Origin of the sequence: Pseudomonas sp. 008, assembly GCF_016861935.1 — a bacterium.
Lineage (GTDB): Bacteria > Pseudomonadota > Gammaproteobacteria > Pseudomonadales > Pseudomonadaceae > Aquipseudomonas.
Map to the genome: position 1 here is coordinate 1 of NZ_BOMA01000013.1, position 22,191 is coordinate 22,191.

The following is a 22,191-nucleotide window of genomic DNA, read 5'->3' on the forward strand; positions in this document are numbered from 1 at the left end:
GGACTGAGGTTTTTCAGGGCTTGAACGAGCATGGGAGGGCACTCCGGCCGGGGTAGGGCGATGGAGTGATTTAAGGCCTGAAGCGGGAGGGTTGGCTACTGTCAGAAATAACAGGTTTGAGAAGGATTCCGATAGACGGTAGTGCATCTGTGCTGGGGGAACCGGCACATCCCCGTCCGCTCTGTAAACGACCGGACGGGTTATTGCGGGCTGATCTGTAGACTGCAAATTGGTAAGAGCGGCGGCTGTTTTGCCCGCGCTTACAGTTTTCCCTTTATCGGATAGCCACCACGTTCGAATAATTGCCGACTAACTTCACCGAGCCATCACCTCCCCAGACCAGATACTTGGTTTGATTGGCTTTAAACGGCCACCAATAGTTGCTTGGATCGGTTGACCAGTAATGGTGATTACCCATGGGCCAACGCGCGCCGTAGGCTGCATGTATTTCGTTGAGCTCGCCCATGCTGGGAATGCGCGCGCCATTGGCGGCAGCGGACGAATTCGCGGTTGCCCACGTTGAATTGCCCAGACCGAGACAATGGATCACGTTCGTCACTGTCACGTAATACCCCTTGGTCTGGCCGGCCGTATCCGAGGCCGTGATATAGGTGGTGCCACGACCACGCACAGTCACAAGGCCTGTACTGTCGACTTCGGCTACAGCCTTTACGCTTGAATCGTAGGTATAGCCTGGCCGGCCACCGGTGGCCTGGTACCGCACCGAATTGCCTGTGTTGAAGGCAGGCAAAACCCCGTGGTGCGGCAAAATGTAAGTCCTGCCACCCAATGTGACTGAATTGGTATTGAAGTTCAGCGGCGGGAGCGGAGCGTCTCTCGTGAAGCTGCGTGTATTGGAATTCTGTCCGGTAGCCAGCGCTTTGACGAAAACCGAATGCTCGCCAAGGTCAATCGCCAGAGTGGCTGTCCAAACGCCGCTTCCGTTAGCCCTCGCGGTATGTTTAGGACCATTGTTGTCATAGATCTGCACGTCATATAAAGGCGTCACCGCACCTGTCATGCTGACAGAGGTGTCGGTGGTTCGGGCTCCATTGATCAGCTCTCCTCCCGAGTGTCTGACCGATGCCAGTGTTACCGTAAGGTGAAGCTTGGCCGTAAATACGTGCGCGGGAGATTCCAGCTCATCACCGTAGAGCGCCCTGGCCTTGATTGAGTACATTTTCGGGGTCAGATTGGACAGCTTCGTAGTGCCTTCTCCCTCGCCGTCGAGGAGGATAGGGGAGCCGATGGCCGTGGCGTTATCGTAGAGCTGGATGCGTTGGTTCGGATCCGCCTTGATGGTCACCGTGACCTCTTTGTCGTAGGTCGTTCCGTTATGGCCAACAGAACCTTTGGAGTCTGTGAGTGCGGTGATTTTGGGCTCAGTGGCGATACCGATAGTGAATGTTCTCGGCTCACTGTTCTTCTCATCGGCGTCGTATTGGGCAATGGCTATGACACGTTGTAAACCCTCGATCAATGTCACCTGTACGGTCCATATTCCGAGCTCATTGACGGGAGGTGTGCCGTGTGAGATTCCGTTTATCTGGACGTCGACTTTTTGACCTCGTGTCGCCGTGCCCTGGATCGTCAGGCGCTTGTCGTACGTTAGCTCGCCTTCGGCAATGTCGATGCTTTGCGGATTTTTCACGAAGGTGATAACGGGTTTCAGATAGTCATAGCGTGTACGGATATTCAGTGGCAGGCTCGGAAAGTCGATCGCGCTGGCTTCCTCCGTACTACGATCGAAGATCACCTTGCACTTCACGGTGATGTCCGAACGATGAACCAGTTTCAGCAGCTCCGTTCTGAGCAGCGTTTCGTTCAGCCCCTGGGTGGCTTGCGTGTTGCTGAGCGAATGTCCCTTGAGCAAATCGATGGTATAGGCGCCGGCGCCAGTGCGGCCTTCAACGCTAAGCCAGACAAGTTGCCCAGCAGCGATAAAAGGCCAAGCCTTGACCAGAACGCTGACGTCAACCTCAAACTCCATCAGATCCAGCACTCCGTCTTTGGCGAGCGGAACTTCAGGCCTGGGCAGGTCTTTGTCAGGGTTCTGGAAGCCCAGAATGTTCAGCGGCAGTTCTTCGGACGGAGTCCACAAGTTATAGCGCTTCACTGTGTAGGCGACGGATACCTCGCGACGGATATTGGCACCGACCACTTTGGCGGGCAGGTGAAACATGACCGTACCAGAGGCGTTGGCGGGTTTTTCGAGATCTTCCGAAGTGCCATCCCCGGGCGTTCCCCGCCATTTCAGCCCGAGTGTGTCCAGTATTTCGTCCATTGACGCGTAGCTGCACTTGATATCTACACCGTTGAGCGCATCCATTGGATTTAGCGTGCCAGTCGGGGCTTTTTCAACTGTGGGCGGCAACAGCCGGCCCACCGGTTCTCCGACCAATACTTCCAGTGGCACGGAGTAGCTGTATTTGCCAGTTGCGCCATGAAGGAGGGTGTACCTGACGGTGACGTTGTAACCGATATTCGCCGTGACATATTTGGCATCTACCCGAAAGCGCACCGGTTGGCCGACAGTCACCATGGTGATAGGTACGCTACCCGAAGTGGTCCCGAAGGGATTGATGCCAATCCAGTGGTAGGTCAGCGTGTCGCCCTTGACCCAATTGACCGGTTTAATCAGCACATGGGCCTGGGTGAAAACCTGAGGCGGGTCGATAATCCCGTCCTTGGCTTCCTCAACTTCAGGCGCCGGTAACGTGGCCTTCAGCGATCCCACCTCGACCCTCAGGAAATCGGATTCGCTGATGCCGTAGTTGTCCGTCGAATCGTTGTAGACCCGGTAATACAGCTTGAGACTGCCATTGATCAACGCCTGAATGTGTTCAGGCGCCACATAAATAATGACAACGCCTTCTTTCTGATCGTTGTCACTGACATCGTGTTCTTCCTCATGCACGTACGGGGTACTGTCTGATTTCAAGCCTTCCCAAATCAGATGGATTGTGTCCCCGTTAGCGATGGCCGGGTAGAGGATCACCACTGTTGCCATCATGGCATCGCCGGGCAGAGTTGCCCCGATCACCTCGTTGATTGTCGGAGCCGGCAGCTGCGAGGGATTGCCTATCACATCGGTAAAGGCGCGTTTGGAGGAGAGGGTGTCGCTGCCGTCCTTCTTGTGCAGCTCATAAGAGGCATCGAGGGTTCCCATGGCGAAGAGGCTTACAAACTCAAAGGGTATAAATGTTTCGAGAATATAAGCAGGTTTGCCGACAGTGGCCTCTGTTGTGAAAGTTCGTGGTGCGCTACCCGGAAGCGGTGTGCCAATCACTCTGATCTTGAGCGTATCGCCCTCAACAAACTCATCGCCACTCTTGACATTGATTAGCAGCGTGACGGGTTGATGATCCAGGTCTTTGAGGTGAATTTGTCCGTCGATGGCTTCCTTGAAAATAGCCGCTTCGAGGCGAGCCTCGCCGGCTTCGACTAAAACGGTCGTTTCCTGGGACCATTTTTCGCTGTAATTCCACAGCCGATCATGGACCTCGTAATGTATTTTCAAGGCGGCGGCATCACCGGCGCTCAGGATGTCAGCGGGCAGGGCGGTGATGACAATGTCGGCGGAGCCATCCACATGGGCCTGTGATAATTCAAATGGCAGGAGAAACACGCTGCCCCACTTTACCTGGATAACATCGCCCAAGGCGACGCACGGGTAAACCTTGATGGTCATCGGAACCCCTTTGGTTGCCCACTCTTTAGAGACGCCGTTATTGATGACATCCAGAGGCAACTGGACCTTATTGAGCTCCGAATGCCCGGGTTTATGGGGTTCCTTATCTTCCTTGGCGGGTCTATACAGTTTGATGAACAGCGTTAACTTGGCCGAAGGGTCGTCGGGAATGGATTCTCCTGCGCGGGTCAATTGGTAATAGCACTCGGCCCAGCCTGACACGACATCATTTGTCGGCAGAAAAAAGAACAATCGTTCGTCAACTTCTTCAGGCTTTACTTTCAGCTCATGGATCAACTTTTCGTTCCAGAAGATCTTTAGCACATCGTTGGTTGCCATGGCCCGGTAAGGGTCGATCACGCAGAACATGCCTTTCTCATGCTCTTCGACCACCGCAATGTTGATACCGCCGTCAGCATCCTCCAGAGGACGGACCATGCCGGCGATGAAGAGTGGCCACGATTGTAATGGCGATATGAGGGAGGCAAGTTCTTCTCGGGGAATAAACAGGAACCGGTGGAAAGAGGTCATGATCAGCTCCATCTGGAGATAAGGGGCGCAATACAGCTGCCTGCTGCTCCTCTTTTAGTTCAGATAATCCCCTGACCGCTACTGTCATATCTGACAGGTAAACCCCGGTTTAAGACGAACGGTAATCCTCCTCACATCGGCTCCGGCGGCCCGATCAACCGCCCCATCACCCCGAACAACCCCAACTCCCGAATCACCTCCAGTTCCCCTTTGGTCTCGACCATCTCCGCAATCAATGGCAAATCGATGCTGTTGGTCGCCCGGTATATCGCATCGATAAACAACCGCTTGTCACTCTGCTCATCGATACCCCGAATGTACGCCCCATCGATTTTCAAGTACGCCAACCCCAGCTGCGTCAGGTTGCCGATCTGGCTGAAGCTGCCGCCGAAATGCTGCAGACCGATGCGGTAACCGGTGTTGAGCAGGCTGTGGCTCAGGCGTTGCAGTTCTTCGGGGGGCGGCAGTTGGCGTTCGTCGATTTCCAGGGTCAGCAGAGGCGCCAGTTCCGGCAATGATTCGAGTATGTCGCAGATCAGTTTCAGCTGGGTCTGGTCGCGCAGGGTGCTGCCGGACAGGCTCAACGCGAGCGGCCAGCGGTTGGCGGCGAGGTATTCGAGGGTGGTTTCGAGCATCGCCAGATCGAACCGCGCCGACCAGCTGAGGCGTTCGATCCACGGCAGGAAATGCCCGGCGGCAACGGCCTCGCCTTGCGGGTCGAGCAGGCGCGCGAGGACTTTGTGGTGCAGCACCTGACTGGTGTCGGCGCATTGCACCACCGGTTGGAAATACAACTGCATCTTGCCTTCGGTCAGCGCGTCGTCGATCCAGTTGCGCCAATCATGCTGAGAGTGATTCGGCGCAGTATCGACCTGGGCTTGGTATATCCACGGCCGCTCGGGATGTTGCCGAGCCTGGGTCAGCGCCTGATCCAGTCGCAGCAGCACATCATTTGCCGGTTCGCCGGGGTGGTAGGCGACGATGCCCAGGTGCGCCACGGGCATACAGTCGCTGGCGCCGGTCAGGCGCAGGTTTTCCAGGGTGGCGCTGATTTCGGAGGCCAGTCGCGCGGCATCCTTACTGTCCAGGCCCGGCGTCAGCAAGCTGAATTCGCCACCGCGATTACGCGCCGCGAGCCAGGTGCGACGTTCTGCAGGTTGCGTCAGGCGTTTGAGCAACTCGCCGACGGCGCTGATCAGGGCATCGGTGCGTTGGCCACCCAGGCGTTGATTGAGACCGATCAGGTCGTTGATCCGCAGCATCAGCAAATGACCGTCGCGGCTTTGCTCGGAATCCAGTAATTGGTCGGCCAGTTGTTCATCCAGCAAACGCCGGTTGGCCAGGCCCGTGAGGTTGTCCTGATAGGATTCGGAGCGCAGTTTTTCGCTACGCGCGGCCTCTTCGGCGAACAGCGCTTTGAGTTTTTCGACCATCTGGTTCATGGCCAGCACCACGCGTTTGAGCTCCGGCGTGCGCGGCAGTTTCGGCAAACTGCGGAACTCGCGTTTGCTGATGGCTTCCGCCTGTTTGACCATGTTGTCGAGCGGCCGCAGCTGCCGGCGCAACAGCCAGCCACCAAACACGGCGCTGAGCAGTCCGCAAATCAGCAGCCAGATCAGGCTGCCAAGGGTGCTGTCCCAGAGCTTGGCCAGGGCGAACTGCGGGTTGCTCAGCACTTCGACCCGGGCTGCCTGGTCCCAGCCACGCGTGACCAGCGCATCGCCGCCTTGTGGGCGCAGGTTCACCAGGCTGACGAACCAGCCCGGAACACCCTCGATTTGCGCTGGTACGCTGCGCTCCACCAGCACTTGTTCATTCTCGATGTTGATGACCCGGATGCTGCTGAAATAGCCACTGTCGAAAATCGAGCTGACCATCAATTCGATCATCGCCGGGTCGTCGATCTGCGCGGTCAACGACAGGCCCAGCGCCGTCGCAGCATCCTGGGCGTGGGAGCGCAACTGACTGAGCATCTGTTCACGGGAGCTTTCCAGGCTGACAAAAAAACTGCCGCTGAAGGCCACCAGCAAGAACAGGCAAATGGCGAGGAACAACTGTTTGCGCAGTGACATGAAAACACTCCTTGCAGTGGCGGCTAGCCTTCGCCCACGGCGAACCCTTCGATTTGCATCTTTTTCAATACGTCTTGCCAGCGCGACAGTTTTTTTGAGTCGCTGCTGCGTTTACCGCCATTGGCCCCCGGCAAGTACAGACCTTCGGCGTTGAAGGCGTACACCGGCAGCAAGTCTTTGCGTTGGGAGGCGGGGCGGATCTCGTCGATCAGGTTGTCCAGCACCAGCGGATCGGCCGTGGGGCTGCTGTAGAAGGTCAACACCATGTGCGCCTGGTTCTGGGTCAGGGCCTTGACGTAGGTGATGCGCAGTTTTTCGCTGGGAATCCCGAGGTGACGCAGGCTGAAGTATTTCGCCAGGGCGTAGTCTTCGCAGTCGCCTGCGGCTTTGATCAAGGATTCCACGGGCGTGGCCCAGTAATCGGTCTGATGCCAGATGCGCGTGTCATCCTGAAAACTCAGTTGCTGATTGAAGAAGTGATTGACCGCGTTCAGTTGTTCACGCTCAGGCTGGTTGCGTTCGCTTTGCAGCATTTGGCTCCAGGCCTCGATCCGTCCCTGTGCCGGGCCAAGGGGGCCGTAGCGTTTTTCGGCCGTTTGCAGAACCTGCGCAAAATCCCAGTCGGCCCAGACACTGCCCAACCCGGCCAGCAGAAAACTCGCCAGCAACAGCCATCCGCCGAACCGAAGTCGGAGCGTTGACCATCCTGGACTACGCGGACCGCGGGACATGTCTGGCTGCTCGGGTGCAGATGCCTGAAGTCTAGGTGGTGTTTACGGCGAGGGAGGGCAGGTCGTCGGACGAAAGGATGTCGGCGGGTTGTTTTCCGTGGCGAGGGGGCTTGCCCCCGTTGGGTTGCGAAGCAGCCCCAAAACCTGCAACCCAACCTTCTCCGACACGCCGCATTGACGACTGCTGCGCAGCCGAACGGGGGCAAGCCCCCTCGCCACAAAAGCCCTCGAGCCACAGAGGGGGATCAGGGCTTATGCAGGGTTTTCTGTTTGAGGATATAAACCGTCACCAGCACCGCACTGGTCAGCATGAACCCGCGCGCCCACGGCAGGGGCACCAGGTAGCAGGAGAACAGGATGCTCGTCCACATCAACCCGATGGTGTAGACCTTGCCCTTGAGCGGAATGCCGTTGCCGTCCAGATAGTCACGAATCCAGGGGCCAAGCCGTGGATGTTCAACCAGCCAGTGATAGAAACGCGGCGAACTGCGGGCGAAGCAGGCTGCCGCCAACAGCAGGAACGGTGTGGTGGGCAGCACCGGCAGGAAAATCCCGATCACCCCCAGCACTACGCTCAGCCAGCCGATGGCCAGCAGCACGTAGCGCAACATCAGGGGGCGGTTGCCTATGGGTTTGTCCATAGGCAAAACCTTAGTGGTGACGTGGCTTGAGGATCGCCGGTTTTTCGTCTGGCGCGTTGCACAGCAAGTACAGCGCGGTCAGGGCTTCCGGGATTTGCACGATCATGTCGTCCATCAGGTTGGCGTCGGCCGCGATGTCGGAGAACTCAGGCTGTTCGTCGAACAGACCCGAACCGACCATGATCGGCAGCAGCATTTCACTGACTTCGTCTTCGGCGGTTTCGAACCAGGCGGCTTCGCGCAGGAACACGCCTTCCATGAAGCCGATGCACCAGCCACGCAGGTCGGAATCGTCTGGGTCATCACCCAGGTCGAGGTCGCATGGCAGCTCGAACTCTTCGTCGGACGCCAGTTGGCGGGCGATGTGAGCCTTGAGCAGCACCAGGGTGGACTCGATCGCTTCACGCTCGGTGTCGTCGGCGTAATGCGGTTCTTCGGCGAACAGCGCATCGATCCATTCGCGGTCGGGAACGCTTTCGGAACAGATCGACAGCGCGGTGAGGTAGCCGTGGGCGGCCACGTAGTCCAGCGCCTCGTCATGCAGCTCGTCGGCGTCGAGGAAGACTTGCAGGCGGGTTAGTTGCTCAGCGAAGGACATTAAAGGGCTACCTTGGGGAATATACGATGCGGGAATTCTAGGCCTTCTTGAGCGCTCAGGCCAGCCGCGCGGCATATTTGCTCCCGCGGTTGGCTTGCGTGCGTCTTATCACCGGCACCCTTTGCAGGGGAGGGCTCGGGTATACTCGCGCGTTTTGTGATGCCCTGCTGGCGTCACGGCTGAAATATGCAGCGTCATGCAATGCGCACTTACGATTTGTTTGTGCAGCTTTCGTGGTTCTGAACCAGCCTTGCAGGGATGTTTCGGTGATTTTTGGAGTTTTTATGCTCGAACAGGCTCAACGCGTCCTCAAGGACATCTTCGGCTACGACAGTTTCCGTGGCCGCCAGGGTGCAATCATTGAGCGCGTGGCCAGTGGCGGCGACGCCCTGGTGCTGATGCCTACCGGGGGCGGCAAGTCCTTGTGCTTCCAGGTGCCGGCGCTGCTGCGCGAAGGCCTGGCGGTGGTGGTGTCGCCGCTGATCGCGCTGATGGACGATCAGGTCGCCACCCTCGAAGAGCTGGGGGTCGCCGCGGCGTCGTTGAACTCCACTCTCAGCGCCGAGCAGCAGCGGGATCTTGCTGCACGGATCAAGCGCGGCGAGGTGAAAATGCTCTATCTCGCGCCTGAACGCCTGGTTCAGCCACGGATGCTGGCCTTCCTGCAAAGCCTCGAAATCGCCCTGTTCGCCATCGACGAAGCGCATTGCGTGTCCCAGTGGGGCCACGACTTCCGTCGCGAATACCTGCAACTGGGCCAGTTGGCGGAATTGTTCCCCAACGTCCCGCGCATTGCCCTGACCGCCACCGCCGACAAGCGTACCCGGGAAGAAATCGTCGATCGCCTGCATTTGCAGGATGCCGAGCGTTTCCTGTCGAGTTTCGACCGCCCGAATATTTTCTATCGCATCGTGCCCAAGGAGCAGCCGCGCAAGCAGTTGCTGGCGTTCCTCGCCGAGCGGCGCAGCGATGCCGGCATCGTTTACTGCCTGTCGCGCAAAAAGGTCGACGAAGTGGCGGTGTTCCTCAGTGAGCAAGGCTTCCCGGCGCTGCCGTACCACGCCGGTCTGGCCAACGAAACCCGGGCGCATCACCAGAAGCGCTTCCTCAACGAGGAAGGCCTGATCATGGTCGCCACCGTGGCGTTCGGCATGGGCATCGACAAGCCCAACGTGCGTTTTGTGGCTCACCTCGATTTGCCCAAATCCCTCGAGGCCTATTATCAGGAAACCGGTCGCGGCGGCCGTGACGGTCTGCCAGCGGATGCCTGGATGGCGTACGGCCTGCAAGACGTGGTGATGCTCAAGCAGATGTTGCAGAACTCCGAAGGCGACGAGCGCCACAAGCGTCTGGAGCAGCACAAGCTCGACGCCATGCTCTCGCTCTGTGAAGAAACCCGCTGCCGCCGCCAGACCCTGCTGGCGTACTTCGACGAAGACATGCCCGAGCCCTGCGGCCACTGCGACAACTGTGTCGACGGTGTGCAGACCTGGGACGCCACCGAGCCGGCCCGCCAGGCGTTGTCTGCGATCTACCGCACCGGTCAGCGCTACGGCGTCGGCCATCTGGTGGACGTGTTGCTGGGCAAGGACAACGAAAAGGTCCGCAGTTTTGGCCATCAGCATTTGTCGGTATACGGCGTAGGCAAAGCGCTGGGTGAAAGTGAATGGCGCTCCTTGTTCCGACAACTTGTTGCTCGCGGTCTGGCGGACATCGACCTCGAAGGCTACGGCGGGCTGCGCCTGAGCGATACCTGCCGGCCGCTGCTCAAGGGCGAAGTGACCCTGGAACTGCGCCGCGACCTCAAGCCGCAAACCACCGCCAAAAGCAGCAAGAGCCAGGCGAGCCAATTGGTCCGCTTCGAGGAGCGCGAACAGTGGGAAGCGCTACGTGCCTTGCGCCGCAAACTGGCCGAAGAACATGGCGTGCCGCCGTATGTCATCTTCCCCGATTCGACGCTGCTGGAAATGCTCCGCAGCCAGCCAACCTCGCTGGCGGAAATGGCCACGGTCAGCGGTGTCGGCGCGCGCAAACTGGAACGTTACGGCGAGGCTTTCCTCGAAGTGCTCGGCGGTCAGGTCGAGGCACCGAAAGTGGTGGCCGATGTGCGCCACGAGCTGATCACGCTGGCCCGGGCCGGCATGACACCGCTGCAGATCGCCGGTCAGCTGCAATGCTCGGAAAAGAATGTCTACACGATGCTCGCCGAGGCCATCGGCAAGCAGCAGCTGTCACTGGAACAGGCGCTGGACCTGCCTGAAGAGTTGATGGGCGAAGTTCAGGACGCTTTCCTCGACGGCGAAGGCGAGTTGCCGCCGGTGGCGGAGATCGCCGCGTTGTTCGCAGGGCGGGTGCCGGAAGGCGTTTTGTATTGCGTACGTGCCGCGCTGCAGTCGGAATTCGAAATTTGAATGACCTGTCGCGCAGATGTAACGATTCAGTACAGAGCAAACCTTGCCTATAGCCAAAGGTCATGCTTAGCTGACTAATAATTAGTTTTTCTCTATTTCAGTCTAACCATGAGTGTTTTATGCCGTTAACCGATCAACACCGCTTTGGCATGCAACTGGCGCAGATGTCTCGCGGCTGGCGTGCCGAACTGGACCGCCGACTGGCTGGCCTGGGCCTGTCCCAGGCGCGCTGGCTGGTGCTGCTGCACCTGGCGCGTTTCGATGATGCTCCCACCCAACGTGAACTGGCGCAAAGCGTCGGCGTCGAAGGGCCTACCCTGGCTCGGCTGCTCGATAGCCTGGAAAGTCAGGGCCTGGTGCAACGCCAATCGGTGCTGGAAGACCGTCGGGCGAAAAAAATCGTCCTCTGTGCCCCGGCCCGGCCCTTGATCGAACAAATTGAAACCATTGCCACACAACTGCGCCACGAATTGTTCGAAGGCGTTGATGAGGCGGATTTGAAGGTCTGCATGCGTGTCCACGCGCACATCCTGGGCAACCTGGAAAAATCTTGAGGCACAACCACGCGTCGGACTTTTGAGATACCCCGTTGGGCAGACTATAAAGAACTACTAGGCAATATCGTGTTCGTACCGGATGTGCGAATGCATACAGGTTGGTTCTGGTTATCTAAGGGATGCTCATGCTCGAGAGTTGGCACGTTGTATTGCGGTGTTGCACCCGGCTGCTGCTGGTCGGTAGTGCCGTCACTTACTCGGCATTGGCCCCTGCGCTAGGCTTGGGTGAGATCACCCAGCATTCGGCGTTGAATCAGCCATTCAGCGCCGATATCGCCCTGCTGGACGTTGGGGGGCTGGAGGAGGGCGAGCTGTCGGTCAGCCTGGCGACGGCGGAAGAATTCAGCCGCGCCGGTGTCGAGCGGGTGTTCTTCCTCAATAACCTGAAGTTCACGCCGATCCTGCGGGGCAACCGCAACCTGATCCGGGTGACGTCCAGTAAACCGGTCAAGGAACCCTTTCTGAATTTTCTGGTGCAGCTCAATCAGCCCAACGGGCGTTTGCTGCGCGAGTACACCGTGCTGATCGATCCGCCGGGTTCACCTGGGATCGTTCCCGTCAACGACGACCCCGCGCCGAGCCCTCAGGATTCCGCGTTCCCGTCTGTTGAACCGGCTGTTGCACCGCCACCTGCGGTGAATAGTTCGGCACCCAAGCCTGATGTCGATAAATCAGCCGCCACGCCGGCGAGTGATCCTGTTGCCGAACAACTGGCCACTAGCGTGCTGCAAAACCAGCAGTTGCAAAAGACCATCGATGAACTCAATGCGAAGCTGCAGGCGCAGGACGAGCAGATCTCTGTTCAGAAAAAACAGGTGACTGAGCTGCAAACCCAACTGACGGAAGTCAAACAGGCGTCGGCGGCGCCTGCCGCACCCGAGGTGCCGGCGCCGGTTCCGGTGGTTGTCGAGACGTCCGAAGCATCCCATTGGCCGCTGATCATCGGGTTGCTGTCGTTGGTGGCCCTGGTGTCGCTCGCAGTGTTCATTCGCCGTCAACGACAGCAGGTTCAGGCCTTGCCCGAGCCGCTACCCGTGCAGCCGTCACGTCATGAATCGGTGCTCAACCGCACAGCAGATCCGGCCAAGTCAGCCACCCAGGCGCAATCGCTAGGTGGCTCGTCTGATGAGACTGCCGCAGGCGACGTGCTGGAAGGGGTTAGTATCTACCTCGCCTATGGCCGTTTGTCCGAGGCAGCCGGATTGTTGCGAGAGGCGTTGGTCAAGGAGCCCCAACGCATCGACCTGGCCGTGCAGCTGCTGGAGGTTCTTGGTAAGCAGGGTGACGTGCAAGCGTATGACGCGCAGGAAAGTAGCCTGCGTGACGCCGGGTTTGACACACAGCAACTTCAGGACATCCGCAACCGCCATCCGAAACTGATCGATGCCGTGCCGGTGGCCACCGCGGTGGCAGTGGCTCCGTCCACGCCTGCAATTCCAGTGGCACCGAGCGATGAGTTCCAGTTGAACCTCGACGACCTGTCGATGGATGCGAACTGGGACCTGATCAGCCCCTTCGACAACTCTCCGCCCAGTGCCAAACCGTCGAATGAGTCATCACCGGCAGACGAGCCGGGGTTCACTTCGAATCTGCATGTGTTGCCCGATGTTTTCGAAATACCCGACGAGCCGACGCTGGATGAGCCCGAGCTTGAATGGGTCGCCGAACCTGACTCGCAATCTCTGGACGAGACCTTTCTCAACGAATTCAGCGATCCCGGCCAATCGCTGGAGCTTGAACCGCTGACTGCTGAATTGATCGATCTTGAACCGGCCGAGCCGAGCAGCGCGGGCAAACTCGAACAGGCCCAGACCTGCATCGACGACGGTGATCTGGACAGCGCCATCGAGCTGCTCAACGAGTTGCTCAAGGAAGGCGACGAACCGCTGAAGGAGACAGCCCGAACGCTGTTGGCGGGTATTCGCTGAAGATCAAAAGGTCGCAGCCTTTGCGGTTATTATGGCGGCTCCCTCAGGCAGAGGAGTTTTGCCAATCATGACCGCACGTAAACCGGAAATCGTCATCACCTACTGCACGCAATGCCAATGGCTGTTGCGCGCCGCCTGGCTGGCCCAGGAACTGCTCAGCACCTTCGGCGACGACCTGGGCAAAGTATCCCTGGTGCCCGGCACTGGTGGGGTATTCCACATTTTCTGCGACGATGTGCAGCTCTGGGAACGCAAGGCCGACGGCGGTTTCCCCGAGGCCAAGGTGCTTAAGCAGCGGGTCCGCGATCAGATCGATCCGGACCGCGACCTGGGCCACAACGACCGCACTCAGTGAGACGGCGCTTGCGCGGCAACGGTCTTGTGGCTTGAACCGCCGGACAACCGGCTGGAGACCATGATGGCCACGATGATCAACGCGCCGCCGATCAGCATGCGCAGCGTCGGGTTTTCATCGAACAACAGCCAAGCCATGGTGATGCCATAAACTGGCTCCATTGCGAACACCACTGACGCGGTCCGGGCCTTGATCACCGCCAGGCTGGCGACGAACAGGCTGTGAGCGACGCCGGTGCAGAACACCCCGAGCAGGCCAATCCACAGCCAGTCGATGGCGCGTACTTCGCTCAACTGCGGCATCGCCACCGGCAGCAGGCAGATCGCAACCACTACGTTCTGACACAGCGCCGCCTGCACCGGCGGGATTCGCCCGGAGCTGGCGCGGTTGGTCAGGGACAGCAGGGAGAACAGCAAGCCGGAGGCCACTGCCCACAACAGGCCGGTGGTGGCGCCGCTGGCCAGATCGAAGTCCGGTGTGACCAGTACCAAACCGATGCTGACCAGTACCACCAGCAGAATTTCATTGGCGCGGATGCGCTCGCGGAAAATCAGCCCTTCGAGGATCACGGTAAACGCCGGGAAACTGGCAAAGCCCAGGGTCGCGATCGCCACCCCGGCCACCTTCACCGCAATGAAGAAACTCACCCAGTGCCCGGTCAGCAGCAAGCCGCTGAGCAACAGGCGGCGCCAGTCCACGGCGTCGAGTGTCTGCCAACGGGTATTACTGGCGAACCGGGCGAAAAACGCCAGGGCGAGGACGGCAAACGCGGCACGACCGAACACGATGATCGCCGGCGAGGCGGCGGCGAGTTTGCCGAACACGCCGGTCAGGCCGAACATCAGTGCACCGATATGCAGAGCGCCAAGGGCGGTACGGGGAGTCATTGCAGTCCTTGAGTAACGTATCGAATCTGGCCGACGACACCGTCGACCTGTGTAGGAGCAGCCTTCGGCAACTCCTACACAATGAACGATGTGCTTGCGGGTGTCTGTCGCCAGACTCGCGTCATTTGTCGCCAGCCTCGCGGCGCAATTTACCGGGTGAGGCGCCGAACTCACGCAGCACTGCTGCGGCGAATGCGCTCTGGGAGCTGTAGCCGACCCGACACGCGATCTCGCCAATGGGCAGCGCCGAATCGCGCAACAAGCGCACGGCGATGTGCAGCCGGCGACTGCGGATGTAGTCCATCGGCGTTTGCCCGCATTCCGCCACGAACCGCGCATGCAAGCGAGCGCTGGACAGGCCGGCGATGCGCGCCAGATCGGCGACTTGCAGTGGATAGGCCGCGTATTGATCGATGTGAGCGTTGAGCGCCGCATGCGGTAGACGCCGACCGCCGACCGTGTCGGGCTTGGCGTTGTTGAGGCTGGCCAGCAGCAACACCGCGCCTTGCTGGGCGATCAGCGGATCGCTGATCGGGCTGCCCGCCAGCCAGCTCACCAATTGGCTTTGCCCGGCGTCCAGCGACAGACGCCCGGCATTGTCGAGCAAACGGCGGCTGGCCTCGGCGTGGTCCCCCAGTGACTGAGACACCCACTGATCGCTCGGTACATCCAGCACCAGGCAACGACTGCCATGGGTGCTGTCGCAGGCATGATGCGCCCCGGACGGCACCACCACGAAACTCTGCTGAACCACCTGACTGCCAAGCCCCTCGACCTCGAAATCCAGTGCGCCCGACAGCCCGAATACCAGTTGCGCGTGGTCGTGGCTGTGGACGATCAGGTCGTGGGTGTATTGGCGCAGTGTGAGGATCGGTCTCATCGCAGGTCTCGTGGCGATATTGATGAGTGAAGTAGCCAGTCTACACCGAGGCCCTGCGTTCGCGCGTTGTCACAGGACTGACTTGCGAATGTCATGGGCAATTAACCCGACCGGCGCAAGCTTGCCAAAACTTGTCCAGAGGGTTGCCCATGACCAGCGCCGAGCTCGCCAAACCCAGCCGTAAGCAACGTGTGCGGACCTTATGGATTTCCGACGTGCATTTGGGCACACGGGACTGCCAGGCAGAACACCTGTCGCAGTTTCTCAAGGGCTACCATGCCGACAGGATTTACCTGGTCGGTGACATCATCGACGGCTGGAAGCTGCGCAGCGGCATGTATTGGCCCCAGGCGCACACCAACGTGATTCGTCGCCTGCTGACCATGAGCAAGCGCGGCACAGAAGTGATCTACGTCACCGGCAACCATGACGAATTCCTGCGCCGTTATTCGAAACTGATGCTGGGCAATATCCAGCTGGTGGACGAAGCCGTGCACGTGACCGCCGATGGTCGTCATCTGCTGGTGATTCATGGCGATCAGTTCGACGTGATTACTCGCTATCACCGCTGGCTGGCGTTCCTCGGCGACTCGGCCTACGAATTTACCCTGACCCTCAACCGCTGGCTCAACCATTGGCGGGCCCGTTATGGCTATGGCTATTGGTCGTTGTCGGCGTACCTCAAGCACAAGGTCAAGACCGCCGTCAGTTTCATCAGCGATTTTGAGGAAGCCATTGCCCACGAATGCGTCAAACGCGAGTTGCATGGCGTGGTGTGCGGGCATATCCACCATGCCGAAATTCGCAAGGTTGGCGAGGTGGACTACCTCAATTGCGGGGATTGGGTGGAGTCGTGCACGGCGCTGATCGAGCATTGGGACGGCTCGATCGAGTTGTACCGGTTGGCCGATGCCCAAGCGCGGGAGGCGGAGTTGAAGGCAATTAAAATCGCAGAACCAGCTTAAACCGGAGGTTTAGCCTTTGTGGCGAGGGGGCTTGCCCCCGTTCGGCTGCGCAGCAGTCGTAAAACCTACACACACGATCTAGGGATAATGGTTTTGGGGCCGCTTCGCGACCCAACGGGGGCAAGCCCCCTCGCCACAGTGTGGGGTCAGGCCGGCGCTTGTTCTTCCATCGCCGCCTTGTAGATCGAATGCTTCGGCTGCGCAAACAACCGCTCCATCATCGGTTCGAAAAAGCTCAGCGGCAGCGTGTCGTATGCCGGGTCAAACGCCGCCGCGTCGTACCGGGCGCAAAATTCGATGGTCGCCTGATACTGCGGATGAACGCTGAATTGCTCGCGCAAATGCCGGTCCATGCCCAGGTGATGGAAGAAGTAATAGCCCTGGAAAATCCCGTGTTTCTCCACCATCCACAGGTTCTCGGCACTGACGAACGGCTTGAGGATCGCCGCGGCGATGTCCGGGTGGTTGTAGGACCCCAGTGTGTCGCCGATGTCATGGAGCAAAGCGCAGACCACGTACTCTTCGTCGCGGCCATCGCGCCAGGCGCGGCTGGCGGTTTGCAGCGAGTGGGTCAGGCGATCCACCGGGAATCCGCCGAAATCACCTTCCAGTAACTTCAAATGCGCCACGATCCTTGTAGGCAATTGCCGGGCATAGGCGCTGAAGTCTGTGGCGATGATCGCCCAGTCTTCCTGCGTGCCGTCCTGCATGTGGGTAAAACGGGCGCGGGCATTCATCGGCTATCCTCTTGTTCTTATCGAAAGGGATGTTTGGAGTGTAGGGCTTGGATCCAGAGCGCTGCACTGGCTGCACAGGACGCTTTTGTGGCCAAAGGAGCCTAGAACGGCACACGACCTACAATCATGTCGCGGTACATGACGAAATCGCCGAGCAGGCTGTAAAAAGGATGCTGAAAGGTTGCAGGACGATTCTTCTCGAAGAAGAAATGCCCGACCCAGGCGAAGCTGTAACCGGCCAGCGGCAGGGCCAGCAACAGCCACCATGCGCCTTTGGCGATGGTCAGCGCCAGAATGACAATAACCAGCGTGGTGCCGACAAAGTGCAGTCGTCGGCAAGTGCTATTGCGGTGTTCGCTGAGGTAATACGGGTAAAACGCAGCGAAGCTGTTGAAACGTTTGATGTTTTCCACGACTGCGATCTCTGTGGTGTGTGTGCAGGCAACAAGTTGCGCTGCGGGTAGCCTATTTAAGTCTAGAGTGATCATAGGCATCAGCCAGTGACAATAGGCGCCACTTTAGTATCCTTGGGCATTGGGTCGTGGCATGCGGCCATCACGTAGTAAACGCCATGAGCGAACGAACGACTTCTGCAAGCTGGGCGATGGGGATTGTCAAAGCACTGGAAATGGACGGCCTGGATTGCCGGGTTTTGTTCAAGCAGCTAGGGCTCGACTATGCGGCACTGGATGATCCGGATGCGCGCTTCCCGCAAGATTCCATGACGCGGCTCTGGCAGCGCGCGGTCGAGTTGTCCGGCAACCCGGCGATCGGCCTGAACATGGGCAAGGTGGTGCGACCGGCGTCCCTGCACGTTGCCGGTTATGCCTTGATGTCCAGTCGAACCCTGGCCGAAGGCTTTCAACGTCTGGTGCGTTATCAGCGAATCATTGCCGAAAGTGCCGACCTGAGTTTACGTGTGCTGGATGAGGGGTATGCGCTGATCCTGACGGTGCATGGCGACCACTTGCCGCCGACCCGACAAAGCGCTGAAGCATCGTTGGCCTGTGCCCTGGCGTTTTGTGGCTGGTTGACCGGGCGCATGCTGCATCCGCGCAAAGTGCTGCTGCAGGGCGATCAACCCGTCGATCTCGAACCGTATAAGCAAGCCTTCCACGCGCCGATGATGTTCAACGCGCCCTATGACGCCTTGATCTTCGAACGCGCCGACCTGGAGGCGCCGTTGCCCACCGCCAACGAGGCCATGGCGCTGCTGCACGACCGCTTTGCCGGTGAATACCTGGCGCGGTTTTCCGAGAGCCGCGTGACCCACAATGCGCGGCAGGTGTTGTGCCGCTTGCTGCCCCAGGGCGAACCCAAGCGCGATGCAGTAGCGCAGGCGCTGCACCTGTCGCAACGCACCTTGCAGCGACGCTTGCAGGAAGAGGGCACGAGTTTTCAGTCGTTGCTGGATGACACGCGGCGTGAACTGGCCGAGCAATACCTGGCGCGACCGAGCATGACGCTGCTGGAAATTGCCTACCTGCTGGGGTTTGCCGATCCGAGCAACTTCTTCCGCGCCTTCCGACGCTGGTTCGACACCACCCCCGGCGAATACCGGGCGCGGCTGACGGAAGCGCTCAAGCCGGTCAGTGACGCCAGAACGCAGGGATACACAGAACAAACACCGTAATGATCTCCAACCGGCCCAGCAGCATGCCGAACGAGAGAATCCACTTCGCGGCATCCGGCAGGCTGGCGAAGTTACCCGCCGGGCCAATGGTTTCGCCCAACCCCGGGCCGACGCCGGACACTGTGCTGGCCGCACCGGTAAGGGCGGTCATCCAATCCACGCCGAGCAGCGACAGCAGTAGAGCGATCACGCAAATGGTGATGGCGAAAAAGAACGAAAAGGTCAGGATCGAACGTACGATTTCTTCGTCGAGACGGTGGCCGTTGTACTTCTGCTTGATCACCGCGCGCGGGTGAATCAACTGGTTAAGGTTGGCCTTGAGCAGAATGTAGGCCACCTGGAAGCGGAAAATCTTGATCCCGCCAGCGGTCGAGCCCGAGCAGCCACCGACAAACCCCAGGTAGAAGAACAGCATCAGCGAGAAGTTGCCCCAGAGGCTGTAGTCCCCCAGTGCAAAACCTGTTGTCGTCACCACCGACGTGACGTTCAGCGCCACATGCCGCAAGGCGTCCAGCCAGTGCAACTGGGTGGTCCACCAGTACCAGGTGCCGAGCACCAGCCAGGTCACCAGCAACATGCCGAGCAAGCCTTGCACCTGTTCATCCTTGATCAGCGCCCGACGGTTACCGCGTAACGTGGCGACATACAAGGTGAACGGCAAGGCGCCGAGAATCATGATGACGATCGCGACCCAATGCACCGCAGGCTCCGGCCACTTGGCCAGGGACTGGTCGGAGGTGGAAAACCCGCCGGTGGAAATCGCTGACATCGCGTGGTTGATCGCATCAAACGGGCTCATCCCGGCCCACCAGAACGCCAGGCTGCCGAAAATGGTGATGCCGACGTAGGTCGCAACGATCAAACGCGCCACCATGTGTGAACGGGGCATGACCTTTTCGGAACGGTCTGACGACTCGGTCTGAAACAGCCGCATGCCACCGATGCGCAGCAATGGCAGAATCGCGACCGCCATGCCGATAAAGCCGATCCCGCCGATCCAGTGCAGCAAGGAGCGCCATATCAGGATGCCGGGGGACATGGTGTCCAGGCCCGTGAGCACCGTCGAGCCGGTGGCGGTGATGCCGGACATGCTTTCGAAGAATGAGTCGGTGTAGCTGATGTTCTGGGTCAGCAGGAACGGCAGGGCGGCGAAGATGCACACCACCAGCCAGCTGCTGACGGTCAGCAGGTACATGTCTCGCGGGCGCAGATGGATGTGTTCGGGGCGCCCCGGAATCACCAGGGCCAGGCCGGCGACAAAGGTAATCATGCTGGCCCAGAGGAACGACGGCAGGTCGCTGGTGCGCTCGAAGATCACCAGGGTAGCCATGGGCACGGCCATGGAAATGGCCAGCGTGATCAGGAAGATGCCGATGATGAAACCAATGATCCGTAAGGTCGGCAACGCCATGAAGTCCGCTCGGGCTGAAGTAGGGAAGGGCGCCATTCTACCTGCGGGGCAGGGCATGTAAACCGACAGCCCTGTGGCAGATGCAGCTAGAATAGCCAGACATTTTTTCCAGGAGGTGGCCGATGCAGGCTCTCGACGCTTTGCTCAACCGTGTTTCCGTTCCACGACTGCTTGATCCGGCGCCCACTGCCGAGCAACGCGAAGTGCTGTTTGCCGCCGCGATGCGCGCGCCAGACCACGGCCACTTGCAGCCTTGGCGCTTCCTGACAGTCGAAGGCGCGGCGCGCGAGCAAATGGGCGAGTTGCTGGCCGAAGCGGCGAAGCTGCAAGACAGCGAGGTGTCAGAAGCCGCGCTGGACAAGGCCCGTAACGGCCCGCTGCGTGCACCGCTGGTGGTTGTGGTGATTGCGCGTTTGCAGGATCACGTCAAATACCCGAAATCCGAACAATTGTTGGCGGCAGGCTGCGCGGCTCACGGGATTTTGCTGGCCGCTTACGCGCAAGGCATTGGCGCCGTATGGCGCACTGGTGAGCTGGCCTATTCGCCGCATGTAGCCAAGGGGTTGGGTTTGGCCGAAGGGGAAGAGGTGATTGCGTTCCTTTATCTCGGTACGCCGCAGAAAGAACCGCGTGTGGCGGAGAAGGTTGATCTGGCCGAGTTTGTCAGCGCCTGGCCCGGTAAGGCCTGAATATCAAAAGATCGCAGCTTCGTTGCACTTGTAGGAGCTGTCGAGTGAAACGAGGCTGCGATCTTTTTGCATCACCCCCGATTTACGGCTGCACCACCGCCCCCGGCACCAACGGCAATTCCAGACTGGCAATAAACCCACCCTCAGGATGATTGGCCAGCACCAGACTGCCGCCATGCCGTTCCGCCGCACGACGTGCGATGGCCAGCCCCAAGCCATGCCCGGCCGTTGTCTGCCCCGGTGCCCGATAGAACGGTTCACCCAGCTGATTCAAATGTTCGGCCTCTACGCCAGGGCCGTGATCGCGCACGCTGACCACAATCCTGTCGCCCTGACGCGACGCCTGCATTTCGATCGGTTGCCCGACCGGGTTAAAGCGCTGGGCATTGCGCAGCAGGTTGTCCACGGCGCGCTCGATCATGGTCGGCCAGCCTCTGAGGTTCAGTTGAGGCTCGGCCTCAAGGCGCACGTTCTGCTCCGGCGAACTTAGCTGAGCATCCTTTTGCAGGGTATTGAGCAGTGCATTGAGATCCACTTCTTCGGCACTGGCGTTGTCGGCATCGACCCGCGCCAACACCAGGATTTCGCTGATCAGTGCTTCCAGTCGATCACATTCACGGGTCAGGCGCGGCCAGAGCTTTTCCCGCTCCTGGGGATTGGCCCGCTCGGCCAGTGCCAGCGCAATGCGCAGTCGGGCCAAGGGCGAACGCAACTCGTGGGACACATCGCGCAGCAATTGCCGCTGACTGCCGATCAGGCTTTGCAGGCGCGCACCCATGCGATTGAAGTCGTTGGCCAGCACACCGAATTCATCGCGGCGGTTAGCCAGTTGCGCCAGGCTGTTTTGCTGATACGTCGTCTGCCCCAACTCATGCACTGCGCCACGTAAACGGCTCAGCGGTCGGGTGATGGAGAAGGTCACCAGCAGGCTGAACAGGGTCAGTACCACCAGGGCGATACCCAGCGCGCTCAACGGCCAGAGCAGGCTTTCACGGTGCCAGGCGTCCAGTTCCGGGTGGGGAATGCGATAGATCAGCAGGTAGGTGTCGCCCGTCTTGGTGCTGGTGTATTCATCGGTCAGGCGTCGCCACGGCAGGCGCCGATCATCGTTTTGCTGCCGTGCTTCGAAGGCGGCTGCACGCCGAGGGAAGGTGCCGCGTACCACCGGATCGCCCGTCTCGTTGAGCACCTGAACGTCGATGTGATATTGGCGCTTGCGCTGCTCCAGGATGTCCTGGGCGGCTTCTTCACCCTGGCTTTCGTAAGTTTGCGTCCACTGTTCGGCCAGGGTATTGAGGCCCGGGTGGCGACTGAGAATCCACGCGTCCTGGTTGAGCATGTGTCCCAGCAAAATGGAAAGCCCTGCAACCAGAGCGATGGCCAGCCAGAAGCTGGCCAGGATACGCCAGAACAATGAGCGCACAGAAAATCCTCGAACAAAGAAAGCCCAACGGCGATTAACCGTTGGGCTGGA

At 59.5% G+C, this 22,191-nt stretch carries 18 protein-coding genes; 7 read left to right on the forward strand and 11 right to left on the reverse strand.

From position 1 onward, the window contains the following. Positions 1–274: 274 nt before the first annotated feature. From JUI81_RS23340 to JUI81_RS23360, 5 genes are all read right to left on the reverse strand, one after another. On the reverse strand, positions 275–4,222 hold the full coding sequence (locus JUI81_RS23340; protein ID WP_239077728.1) for an Ig-like domain repeat protein: 3,948 nt from the start codon (positions 4,220–4,222) through the stop codon (positions 275–277). A gap of 131 nt (positions 4,223–4,353) precedes the next feature. After that, positions 4,354–6,294, reverse strand: coding sequence for a cyclic di-GMP receptor LapD (gene lapD, locus JUI81_RS23345; RefSeq protein WP_204125144.1), 1,941 nt, complete (start codon positions 6,292–6,294; stop codon positions 4,354–4,356). Positions 6,295–6,317: 23 nt separating this feature from the next. After that, on the reverse strand, positions 6,318–7,025 hold the full coding sequence (gene lapG, locus JUI81_RS23350; RefSeq protein WP_026331721.1) for a cysteine protease LapG: 708 nt from the start codon (positions 7,023–7,025) through the stop codon (positions 6,318–6,320). A gap of 245 nt (positions 7,026–7,270) precedes the next feature. Then, positions 7,271–7,666, reverse strand: coding sequence for a YbaN family protein (locus tag JUI81_RS23355; protein WP_204125145.1), 396 nt, complete (start codon positions 7,664–7,666; stop codon positions 7,271–7,273). A gap of 10 nt (positions 7,667–7,676) precedes the next feature. Next, a complete protein-coding gene (locus JUI81_RS23360) occupies positions 7,677–8,264 on the reverse strand; it encodes a YecA family protein (RefSeq protein WP_007938492.1) in 588 nt (195 codons plus the stop codon). A 284-nt stretch (positions 8,265–8,548) separates the two neighbouring features. Here JUI81_RS23360 and recQ point away from each other — a divergent pair, with 284 nt between their 5' ends. The 4 genes from recQ (at position 8,549) to JUI81_RS23380 (ending at position 13,515) form a co-directional block, all read left to right on the forward strand. Then, positions 8,549–10,675, forward strand: a complete 2,127-nt coding sequence (gene recQ, locus JUI81_RS23365) for a DNA helicase RecQ (protein WP_028939960.1) — start codon at positions 8,549–8,551, stop codon at positions 10,673–10,675. Between the two features lie 119 nt (positions 10,676–10,794). Continuing rightward, positions 10,795–11,229, forward strand: coding sequence for a MarR family transcriptional regulator (locus JUI81_RS23370; RefSeq protein WP_018929920.1), 435 nt, complete (start codon positions 10,795–10,797; stop codon positions 11,227–11,229). A gap of 128 nt (positions 11,230–11,357) precedes the next feature. After that, positions 11,358–13,160, forward strand: coding sequence for a FimV/HubP family polar landmark protein (locus tag JUI81_RS23375; RefSeq protein WP_204125146.1), 1,803 nt, complete (start codon positions 11,358–11,360; stop codon positions 13,158–13,160). A 67-nt stretch (positions 13,161–13,227) separates the two neighbouring features. Further along, positions 13,228–13,515: a SelT/SelW/SelH family protein gene (locus tag JUI81_RS23380; protein WP_007895010.1), complete on the forward strand. Its 288-nt coding sequence runs from the start codon at positions 13,228–13,230 to the stop codon at positions 13,513–13,515. Here the strand turns inward: JUI81_RS23380 and JUI81_RS23385 are convergent. Beyond that, positions 13,509–14,402: a DMT family transporter gene (locus JUI81_RS23385; protein ID WP_204125147.1), complete on the reverse strand. Its 894-nt coding sequence runs from the start codon at positions 14,400–14,402 to the stop codon at positions 13,509–13,511. The two genes, JUI81_RS23380 and JUI81_RS23385, sit on opposite strands and share 7 nt — an antisense overlap. A 121-nt stretch (positions 14,403–14,523) precedes the next feature. Then, entirely contained in the window at positions 14,524–15,282 is a 759-nt protein-coding gene (locus JUI81_RS23390; RefSeq protein ID WP_204125148.1) for an AraC family transcriptional regulator, read from the reverse strand. 149 nt (positions 15,283–15,431) lie between these two features. On the opposite strand from JUI81_RS23390, the gene JUI81_RS23395 reads away from it, so the two are divergent. Beyond that, positions 15,432–16,247, forward strand: a complete 816-nt coding sequence (locus JUI81_RS23395; RefSeq protein ID WP_019579527.1) for a UDP-2,3-diacylglucosamine diphosphatase — start codon at positions 15,432–15,434, stop codon at positions 16,245–16,247. A gap of 146 nt (positions 16,248–16,393) precedes the next feature. Here JUI81_RS23395 and JUI81_RS23400 read toward each other — a convergent pair whose 3' ends face one another. Then, positions 16,394–16,984, reverse strand: coding sequence for an HD domain-containing protein (locus JUI81_RS23400; RefSeq protein WP_019579528.1), 591 nt, complete (start codon positions 16,982–16,984; stop codon positions 16,394–16,396). 101 nt (positions 16,985–17,085) lie between these two features. Continuing rightward, the gene (locus JUI81_RS23405) at positions 17,086–17,397 is read right to left on the reverse strand and encodes an Mpo1-like protein (RefSeq protein ID WP_019579529.1); all 312 of its coding nucleotides are present in this window, start codon (positions 17,395–17,397) and stop codon (positions 17,086–17,088) included. A gap of 158 nt (positions 17,398–17,555) precedes the next feature. Between JUI81_RS23405 and JUI81_RS23410 the strand changes: the two genes are divergently transcribed. After that, the gene (locus tag JUI81_RS23410; protein WP_204125149.1) at positions 17,556–18,617 is read left to right on the forward strand and encodes an AraC family transcriptional regulator; all 1,062 of its coding nucleotides are present in this window, start codon (positions 17,556–17,558) and stop codon (positions 18,615–18,617) included. Here the strand turns inward: JUI81_RS23410 and JUI81_RS23415 are convergent. Further along, positions 18,574–20,028 carry a TrkH family potassium uptake protein gene (locus tag JUI81_RS23415; RefSeq protein ID WP_018929928.1) on the reverse strand — a complete coding sequence of 485 codons (1,455 nt, stop codon included), beginning with the start codon at positions 20,026–20,028 and terminating at the stop codon, positions 18,574–18,576. The two genes, JUI81_RS23410 and JUI81_RS23415, sit on opposite strands and share 44 nt — an antisense overlap. A gap of 122 nt (positions 20,029–20,150) precedes the next feature. On the opposite strand from JUI81_RS23415, the gene JUI81_RS23420 reads away from it, so the two are divergent. After that, complete coding sequence (locus tag JUI81_RS23420) at positions 20,151–20,717, forward strand: NAD(P)H nitroreductase (RefSeq protein ID WP_019579531.1); 567 nt, start codon at positions 20,151–20,153, stop codon at positions 20,715–20,717. Between the two features lie 82 nt (positions 20,718–20,799). On the opposite strand, the gene JUI81_RS23425 is transcribed toward JUI81_RS23420, so the two are convergent. Continuing rightward, entirely contained in the window at positions 20,800–22,140 is a 1,341-nt protein-coding gene (locus JUI81_RS23425; RefSeq protein WP_204125150.1) for a cell wall metabolism sensor histidine kinase WalK, read from the reverse strand. Positions 22,141–22,191: the final 51 nt, after the last annotated feature.